Origin of the sequence: Marinobacter sp. UBA2498 (assembly GCF_002341575.1) — a bacterium.
In the GTDB taxonomy this organism is placed as follows: Bacteria; Pseudomonadota; Gammaproteobacteria; order Pseudomonadales; family Oleiphilaceae; genus Marinobacter; species Marinobacter manganoxydans.
In genome coordinates, this window is record NZ_DDOI01000086.1 from 21730 (window position 1) to 29318 (window position 7589).

The window sequence follows — 7589 nt, forward strand, 5'->3', positions numbered from 1 at the left end:
TTCCGGTGACTGTTGCACTTATGAATGTACCTTTGTTCCCCCTGAATTCCATCGTCCTGCCCAGGGGGAGGATTCCCTTGCAGCTGTTCGAGCCGCGCTACATCGACATGCTGACCCGTTGTCTCAAGGAGGATCGTGGGTTCGTTGTGGTGCTGTTGCAGGAAGGCGGAGAGGCCGGGCGCACCGCCGCCTTCTACGATATCGGCACCTATGTACGTATTATTGATTTCCAGCAGCTGGAAAACGGCCTTCTGGGGATTACCGTTGAGGGCGAATCCAAGGTCTCCGTGGTCCGCAGCTGGCAGCAGGAAGACGGCCTGAATGTGGGGGACGTCGAGTGCCTGATTGAAGAGGCAGAGAGTGAGGTGCCGGAGCGTTTCAGCGAGTTGCCCTCGGTTCTGAAGGCGTTGTTTCGTCATCCGGTCATCCGGGACCTGAACATGGACATTGACTATGGTGATGCCCGGGATGTTGGCTGGCGGCTCACGGAACTTCTGCCCCTGGACAAACAGGAGAAGCAGAAGCTGGTGGAATTGCAGGACCCTCTGGAGCGGCTCACCCGGCTACAGGGGCTTCTGGAGGCGCTGGAAGAAGGCTAGGTGCCAGCAACCGGCCTGAAGTTCAGAACCGCCTGATCCCAGGACAGCAGGATGTAGGCTCCCGTAAGGATTAACCAAACCACCGCTGCACCAACGATGGTGATATCCGGCGCCAACGGAACCTTGTCATAGCGGCTGTAACTGGCCCGCACCGCACCGGTGACAGCCAGCGCAAGCAGCAGTCCTCCAATCACATCGGTGAACCAGTGCACCCCAAGGTAGAGCCGGCTCAAAGCCACGGGCACCAGTGGCAGCGAGAGCAGCACGTAGTATTGCCAACGTCTCCGATGCCTGCTTTCGCCGGCGACGAAACTTGCCAGCAGCGTCACCAGCAGGGTGATGCCCGCCGTGTGACCACTGGGAAAAGCGCCGGAATTCGGCGGGCCCATGACTTCATCCGGCCGGGGCACGCCCAGCAGCGCCTTCAGGCCCCAGACCAGAACCACCGTCACTGCGATAGCCGCCAGAACATGGATGGCCGCGGCGTAATAGCCCCGGAATAGCAGTGCCGCGCAGGCGAGCACTCCGGCGGTCATTAACACCGGCGCGTCACCCAGCAGGGTAATGGCAATGAAGGGACCGTCCAGCAGAGGTTGCCGGAGTTGCTCAAACCAGAGAAGGGTGGCCTGATCGAACCCATCCAGGAGGCTGGTGGCGGTAGCCAACTGCCCCCAGATCAGAAGTAGTGCGGAGGCACCCAGCGCCAGCATGAATGAGGCCAGCGGGAATTCGCCCTCCCGGGCCGGCCGTTGATTCGTGTACAAGCGCCAGAAACGGTTCGTAGCCTCGTACTGCGCCATCCACTGCTTCAGCCAGCGGTAGAAACGGCTGTCCTCCCCGAGCCCCAGCTGAAACCTCAACAGCACGAAATAGACCACCGTCAGGGCCGCGAGGCTGATGCCGATGACCGCGTAAAAATGCGCCGGAGGCCTGATATCACTGGCCAGGGCACTGCCCACCAGAAACCCCGGGAAGATGTAGACTGGCGCCCAGGCAACAGCGGAGCCGATGTTGAAAGCCAGAAAGCGTCGCCAGGACATCATCAGGGCCCCGGCCACGAGCGGGATGATCGGTCTGACCGGGCCGACGAAGCGGCCGATGATCACACTCTTGCCGCCGTGACGCTTGAAGAAGCGCTCCCCGGTACCGATGATTTTTGGATAGCGGCTCAGTGGCCAGGCGGTTGTCAGGCGCCCCTGCAGCAGTCGCCCCAGGCCAAAACTTGCCGTGTCGCCGGCGATGGCCCCAAGGCCCGCCCAAAGCAGTGCTTCCGCAAGCGGCATGCCGGTCTCCCCCGCCAATACGGCGACGGCAAACAGGATGGCGACACCCGGGACAATAATGCCGGCTATAGCGAGTGATTCGATGAAGGCAGTCGTAAACAGGGCTGTTGCCAGCCAGCCGGGATGCAGGCTGAGCCATGCCGACAGATCGTTCAGCCAGGCACTGCTCATGTTTCGATGGTTTCTCCCGGGCTGAACCAGACCGAATCCGTACCGCGTCTGCGAGCTTCTTCCATGGCCTGGTGGGCCCGGTCCCTGAGTGTGTCGGTACGGGTGTCGCCACTGCCGCGGGTGGTGCAGCCGAGGCTTACTGTGGCTTTGCCAACCACCGGCCAGTGGTGTTCGGCAATGGTGCGGCGAATCCGCTCGGCAATCACTCGCACGCCTTCTTCCGGAGTAAACGGCAGGATCAGGAAAAACTCCGAGTCTTTCAGTGTGTACAGGGTATCGCCGGCTCGAATCACGCCGAAGAGGTGCTCGGTCATATCCCTGAACAGGCCCTGAACCTGGTCCCTGCCGTGAAGGTCGGCCACTTCGTCGGCGTAATCAATGCTCAGGTCGATGACGGACAGGCAGTGCCCCGTGGCGATGGCACGGCTGATCTCTTTCTGAAGGGTTTCATCCAGAAAGCGGGCATTATGGGCGCCAGTCACCGGATCGGTAATGGCGAGGTCCTCTGCCGACTGGGCCATGTGGTCATAGTGCCAGATGTACAGGGCTGCAACCGCCAGAAGGATGAACAGGCCCCCCGTGATGGCAATGGCGTCAGCCGGTGCCTTTTCGAGGAACAGGATGATCGACATGGGTACCAGCAGCAGAAGCGATAGCCCGACGCCCTGACGCAGGGGCAGGATAAGCAGATTCAGCACAAGCAGGGGCATGGCCCAGTGGCTGATGCCCGGGGCATCCATGGTCAGCAGCGCTGCCAGCATGCCACTGTTCAGGCCGGAGAGGATGACCAGGTGCCCGGGGGCCGACAGCTGGTGCCGGCGGCAAATGATGGTGTAAACGGCACCCGCGAGGGTCAGAACCGCCATCCCTGAGGCCAGGTAAAAGAGTTCGTAGAAACCATAGCGGAGGTTCTGTATCGCCAGGGTGAAAATGAACAGGCAGGCGATGCCGTAGCCAAAGGCATGTGTCCAGGTTCTCAGTCGGGTCTCTGTCATGCCACTGGCCCCTCTGCCCGAGGCTGGCTTGGTTGTGCCGGCTGCGACCATGAACTGTAGGCCTGGCTTCGGTTGCCTCCCTGCTGCTGGGCCCGGCGAAGGGCATTCGCGGCACTCTGCTGCAGACTGTTGGCATCGTCACCGATATTCAGGCCGGCGATCCCGGTGCTGACGGTCAGGTTCATGCCGTGGGATTCCAGAAGCGTTGCCAGGCCCTTGCGGATCGTCTCGGCGCGGGCGATCGCGTCGCTGGTGGAAATGCCCGGCAGGATCACAAGAAACTGCAGGTCCGCGACCCGGTAGTAGGTGTCGAAATCACGGATCTGGGAATGCAGGTAGCGACCAATGCGGGGAAGAATCGAGCGGATGTCCTCATCCGGTTCGTCATCGCTCAAATGGGTGTCCAGCCCGATCATGATAATCGACATATCGGTGCCCTCCCGCTCACTGCGCTGGATTTCCTTGTGCAGGTCGGCAGACAGGTATTCCCGGCTGGCCGCCTGGGTCAGTTCGTCGGTACGGCGCAACGGCGCAAGTTGACGGGTCTTGTAGTCCCGCAGGAAGACCAGCAACGCCGAAAGCAGCAGGGTAAGAAGAAAGGCGCTGATCATCTGGTGGCGGTCGGCAAGGCCTACCGCCCATTGTGTCGCGATCATTGCCAGTACAGCGATGATCAGTGTTACCACGGCTGCGGCCGCTGGCGGAACCAGGGCGAAAGCAACCAGAGGCAGCGCGTAAAGCCAGTGGCTCAGGATCCATGGGCCGGTCCAGAAACTGGCCAGCAGTATCAGCAGAAGCACGACAAAGAAAGCCTGCTGGATTCTCGGCCAGGGCTGGTGGACCCGGTTGGGGTGGAACGTCTTTCCGGCAATGACAATACCTGCCGCGGCAGCCGCGGCTGCGGCAACCATGGGTTCGCCCAGCACGGCGCAAAGGGTCGCAATGGCGATCAGGGCCACGAAGCCCGCTCGCGACAACTTGCTCAACAGGAATTTTTCGGCCATCTGGGCCATGGTGTCCTTCCTTTTCCCGAACTCCCTTGAAAAACCGTCCCCGGGGAACCTTTATAGGTCCGAGTATGGCATATCGCAGCGGTATAATATCTGTTTGGGATGCGTACTTGAAACGGGAAAGGTAAAGTTAGGCCCTGATTCCTGATTCCGCTTGAAAACAGAAAGGTATTTGAATGGATATTGCAGCGTACATGGCTGAGGTTGGGCAGCAGGCCCGTGCAGCGGCAACCGGAGTGGCTCGTTCGACCACCGCCGTGCGTAATCAGGCGCTCCTGGCGACGGCCGAGGCCCTGGATGCAGCCCGGGAAGAGCTGGCCCTCGCCAATGGCAAGGATCTGCGGATGGGCCGGGAAAATGGCCTGGATGCGGCGATGCTTGACCGGCTGGAGCTGACACCCCAGCGAATCGATACCATGATTGAGGGCCTGCGCCAGGTGGCCTCCCTGCCAGACCCGATCGGTGCCATCACCGACATGAACTACCGGCCCTCCGGTATCCAGGTGGGCAAGATGCGTGTTCCGCTGGGCGTCATCGGTATTATTTACGAGTCCCGTCCCAACGTGACGGTCGAGGCTGCGAGTCTGTGCCTCAAGTCGGGCAATGCGACCATTCTCCGGGGCGGCTCAGAGTCCATTCATTCCAACCAGGCCATTGCCCGCTGTCTTTCCGTGGGGCTCGCGAAAGCGGGACTGCCCGAGAATGCGGTGCAGGTGATCAAGACAACGGACCGCGCTGCGGTCGGAGAGTTGATCACCATGCCGGACTACGTTGATGTGATTGTGCCCAGGGGCGGCAAGGGGCTGATCGAGCGCATCAGCCGCGATGCCCGGGTGCCTGTTATCAAACACCTTGATGGCGTCTGCCATGTCTACATCGATAGCCATGCCGATCCGGAAAAGGCGCTGAAGGTGGCGATCAACGCCAAAATCCACCGGTACGGAACCTGCAACACCATGGAAACCCTATTGGTGGATGCAGAAATCGCCGAGGATATCCTGCCTCTGCTGGCCCAGGCTTTTGTTGAAAAAGGCGTGGAATTGCGGGGCTGCGAGCGGACACGGGCCATCGTCGAAGGCGTGGTAGAAGCTACCGAGGCAGACTGGGAAGCCGAATATCTTGCTCCGGTCCTGGCAGTGCGTGTGGTTGACGGCCTGGAAGGCGCCATTGCCCATATCAACCGCTACAGCTCCCAGCATACCGACAGCATCATTACTGAGAACTACACGCGGGCACGGCGCTTCATCACGGAGGTGGATTCCAGTTCGGTGATGGTCAATGCCTCCACGCGCTTCGCCGATGGGTTCGAGTATGGTCTGGGGGCCGAAATCGGCATCTCCACTGACAAGATCCACGCCCGGGGACCGGTGGGGCTGGAAGGCCTCACATCCCAGAAATACGTGGTCTTCGGTGACGGGCACATCCGGACCTGATGCCCATGCATGTCATTTATGGGGGGACCTTCGACCCGGTGCATCATGGCCATCTCAGGCTTGCGCTGGAAATCAGCGATCGTCTTGGCGTGGATTACGTCAGCCTGGTGCCCTGTCATATTCCGCCGCACCGGGGGCAAACCGGGGCGTCTTCCAGTCAGCGCCTGGAGTTGTTGAGGCTGGCAGTGGCCGGTGAGCCCCAGTTGCGGATTGACGACCGTGAGCTCTCACGGGAAGGAGCGTCCTACACCGCCGATACCCTTCGCCAACTCCGGGCCGAGCTTGGCCCGGATGAACCCCTGGTGATGGTGGTTGGCACGGACGCATTTGCTGGCTTCGATCGCTGGCGGGAATGGCAGCAGATTCCGGGTCTGGCGCATGTGGTTGTGGTCCGTCGGCCGGGCCCGGCATTGGACCCATCCTCCGAACCGGCCCGATTACTGGCAGAGCGTGGTGTGGAAAGCCCGGAGGCCCTGCATGACAGCCCCTGCGGCTGCGTTCTCGAGCTGGATCCACCCTTGCTGGATGTTTCCGCGACCGGTATTCGGGAGCGTATCGGTGACGGCCGTTCGCCACGCTATCTGGTGCCTGACTCGGTCTGGACAGAAATTCGCCGCCAGGGGCTCTATGGAGCATGCCCTGACGGGAACTTTTAGTGCTACAATCGCGTCTGAATATGACATTTCGGGCGGCCATACCGGCAAACGCCCGTCCAACAGGGTGATTATGCAGGCAGAGCAACTGAAAGATCTGGTAATTAATGCGCTTGAAGATGTGAAAGCACAGGACATCAGCGTAATCGATGTCCGTGACCGCACCAGTGTCACCGACTTCATGGTTCTGGCATCCGGAACGTCCAACCGACATGTAAAATCCCTGGCAGACTCCGTCGTGGTCGAAGCGAAGGAGAAGGGCGTGCGCGCGAGCAATGTTGAAGGTGCCGGCGTCAGCGACTGGATTCTCGTGGATCTGGGCGATGTGGTTGTTCACGTCATGATGCCTGCCACACGAGAATTTTACGATCTGGAGCGCTTCTGGCGTGATGCTCCGGATCTTGGTGTTGCGGGCAGCGAATAATCATGCGGTTACGCCTGATCTGTGTGGGGCAGAAAATGCCCGACTGGGTCAGTACCGGATTCGGAGATTACGCCCGCCGCATGCCGCCGGAGCTACCCGTGGAACTGGTTGAAATCCCCGTCGCCCATCGGGGCAAGAATCCCGATATCCCCAGGCTGATGCAGCGAGAAAGTGACGCCATTCTGGCGGCCACCGGCGCGAAAGACCGGGTCATCGCGCTGGAGGTTGGTGGGCGGCCGTGGTCGACCGAAAAGCTTGCGGCGCAGCTGGAGAACTGGCAACAGGATGGCCGGGACGTCAGCTTTCTGGTGGGCGGCCCGGATGGCCTCGCCGACGATTGCCGCAAACGGGCCGACCAGCAATGGTCGCTGTCGCCCCTGACCCTGCCTCATCCCCTGGTCCGTATTGTTCTGGCAGAGCAGCTCTACCGGGCCTGGTCGATCACCCGCAATCACCCGTATCACCGGGCCTAGGGGGACGTTATGCCATGGGGTGAGTTCAAGGATACGGCAGCGGAACGCCGGCTGTTCCAGCGGCGGAGCCTGGTCATGCTGGTGCTTGTCATGCTCGCTATCGGTGGCCTGATTGCCCGGATGTACCAGCTTCAGGTCGTGGAACATGAGATATACACCACGCTCTCAGACAAGAATCGCGTCCAGGTCCAGTCCGTGCCTCCTCCCCGGGGGCTGGTATACGACCGCAATAACACCCTGCTGGCGGAGAACCGCCCCGTTTTCAGTGTGACGCTTGTGCCCGAGCGGGTACAGGGCATGGACGATACCCTGGCGCAGCTTGACGCGATCCTGGAGATCTCCGAGGAAGACCGCGAACGGTTTCAGCGTCGGCTTCAGGAGCCCCGCCGACCCTTCCAGGAAATCCCCCTTCGCTATGACCTGAATGAGCAGGAGATGGCACGCCTCGCCGTGCATCGCCACGAGCTTCCGGGCGTCGAGGTCAAGGCTGAGCTGGTACGGTATTACCCCCACAGTGAGCTGACGGCCCATGCCCTGGGATTTGTCGG

At 61.0% G+C, this 7589-nt stretch carries 8 protein-coding genes and 1 pseudogene; 6 read left to right on the forward strand and 3 right to left on the reverse strand.

Features of this window, described 5'->3' with window-relative positions:
- The first annotated feature begins 20 nt into the window (after nucleotides 1–20).
- Nucleotides 21–599: an LON peptidase substrate-binding domain-containing protein gene (locus B2W52_RS11880; protein WP_039882136.1), complete on the forward strand. Its 579-nt coding sequence runs from the start codon at nucleotides 21–23 to the stop codon at nucleotides 597–599.
- On the opposite strand, the gene B2W52_RS11885 is transcribed toward B2W52_RS11880, so the two are convergent.
- Genes B2W52_RS11885 through B2W52_RS11895 form a run of 3 tightly spaced genes read right to left on the reverse strand, consistent with a single transcriptional unit; the run spans nucleotide 596 to nucleotide 4061 of the window.
- The gene (locus tag B2W52_RS11885) at nucleotides 596–2053 is read right to left on the reverse strand and encodes a bifunctional DedA family/phosphatase PAP2 family protein (RefSeq protein ID WP_053114574.1); all 1458 of its coding nucleotides are present in this window, start codon (nucleotides 2051–2053) and stop codon (nucleotides 596–598) included. The genes B2W52_RS11880 and B2W52_RS11885 overlap by 4 nt on opposite strands.
- Nucleotides 2050–3048 carry a GGDEF domain-containing protein gene (locus B2W52_RS11890; RefSeq protein WP_092030339.1) on the reverse strand — a complete coding sequence of 333 codons (999 nt, stop codon included), beginning with the start codon at nucleotides 3046–3048 and terminating at the stop codon, nucleotides 2050–2052. The genes B2W52_RS11885 and B2W52_RS11890 overlap by 4 nt, the downstream gene beginning before the upstream one ends.
- Nucleotides 3045–4061 carry a GGDEF domain-containing protein gene (locus B2W52_RS11895; protein ID WP_014576126.1) on the reverse strand — a complete coding sequence of 339 codons (1017 nt, stop codon included), beginning with the start codon at nucleotides 4059–4061 and terminating at the stop codon, nucleotides 3045–3047. The genes B2W52_RS11890 and B2W52_RS11895 overlap by 4 nt, the downstream gene beginning before the upstream one ends.
- Nucleotides 4062–4234: 173 nt before the next feature.
- On the opposite strand from B2W52_RS11895, the gene B2W52_RS11900 reads away from it, so the two are divergent.
- The 5 genes and pseudogenes from B2W52_RS11900 to B2W52_RS11920 form a co-directional block, all read left to right on the forward strand.
- On the forward strand, nucleotides 4235–5491 hold the full coding sequence (locus tag B2W52_RS11900) for a glutamate-5-semialdehyde dehydrogenase (protein ID WP_092030337.1): 1257 nt from the start codon (nucleotides 4235–4237) through the stop codon (nucleotides 5489–5491).
- Between the two features lie 5 nt (nucleotides 5492–5496).
- Nucleotides 5497–6147 carry a nicotinate-nucleotide adenylyltransferase gene (nadD, locus tag B2W52_RS11905; protein ID WP_014576127.1) on the forward strand — a complete coding sequence of 217 codons (651 nt, stop codon included), beginning with the start codon at nucleotides 5497–5499 and terminating at the stop codon, nucleotides 6145–6147.
- A 70-nt stretch (nucleotides 6148–6217) separates the two neighbouring features.
- Nucleotides 6218–6568 (forward strand): ribosome silencing factor, encoded by a 351-nt coding sequence (gene rsfS / locus B2W52_RS11910; protein ID WP_008176434.1) that lies wholly within the window; start codon nucleotides 6218–6220, stop codon nucleotides 6566–6568.
- Nucleotides 6569–6570: 2 nt separating this feature from the next.
- Nucleotides 6571–7041 carry a 23S rRNA (pseudouridine(1915)-N(3))-methyltransferase RlmH gene (rlmH, locus tag B2W52_RS11915; RefSeq protein ID WP_008176432.1) on the forward strand — a complete coding sequence of 157 codons (471 nt, stop codon included), beginning with the start codon at nucleotides 6571–6573 and terminating at the stop codon, nucleotides 7039–7041.
- Nucleotides 7042–7050: 9 nt separating this feature from the next.
- Nucleotides 7051–7589: pseudogene (locus tag B2W52_RS11920) on the forward strand (penicillin-binding protein 2); the annotation flags it as partial.

Coding starts and splice junctions, on each gene's coding strand:
- rsfS (WP_008176434.1), top strand. CDS start 6,218: ATGCAGGCAGAGCAACTGAAAGATCTGGTAATTAATGCGCTTGAAGAT.
- B2W52_RS11885 (WP_053114574.1), bottom strand. CDS start 2,053: ATGAGCAGTGCCTGGCTGAACGATCTGTCGGCATGGCTCAGCCTGCAT.
- B2W52_RS11880 (WP_039882136.1), top strand. CDS start 21: ATGAATGTACCTTTGTTCCCCCTGAATTCCATCGTCCTGCCCAGGGGG.
- rlmH (WP_008176432.1), top strand. CDS start 6,571: ATGCGGTTACGCCTGATCTGTGTGGGGCAGAAAATGCCCGACTGGGTC.
- nadD (WP_014576127.1), top strand. CDS start 5,497: ATGCATGTCATTTATGGGGGGACCTTCGACCCGGTGCATCATGGCCAT.
- B2W52_RS11900 (WP_092030337.1), top strand. CDS start 4,235: ATGGATATTGCAGCGTACATGGCTGAGGTTGGGCAGCAGGCCCGTGCA.
- B2W52_RS11890 (WP_092030339.1), bottom strand. CDS start 3,048: ATGACAGAGACCCGACTGAGAACCTGGACACATGCCTTTGGCTACGGC.
- B2W52_RS11895 (WP_014576126.1), bottom strand. CDS start 4,061: ATGGCCCAGATGGCCGAAAAATTCCTGTTGAGCAAGTTGTCGCGAGCG.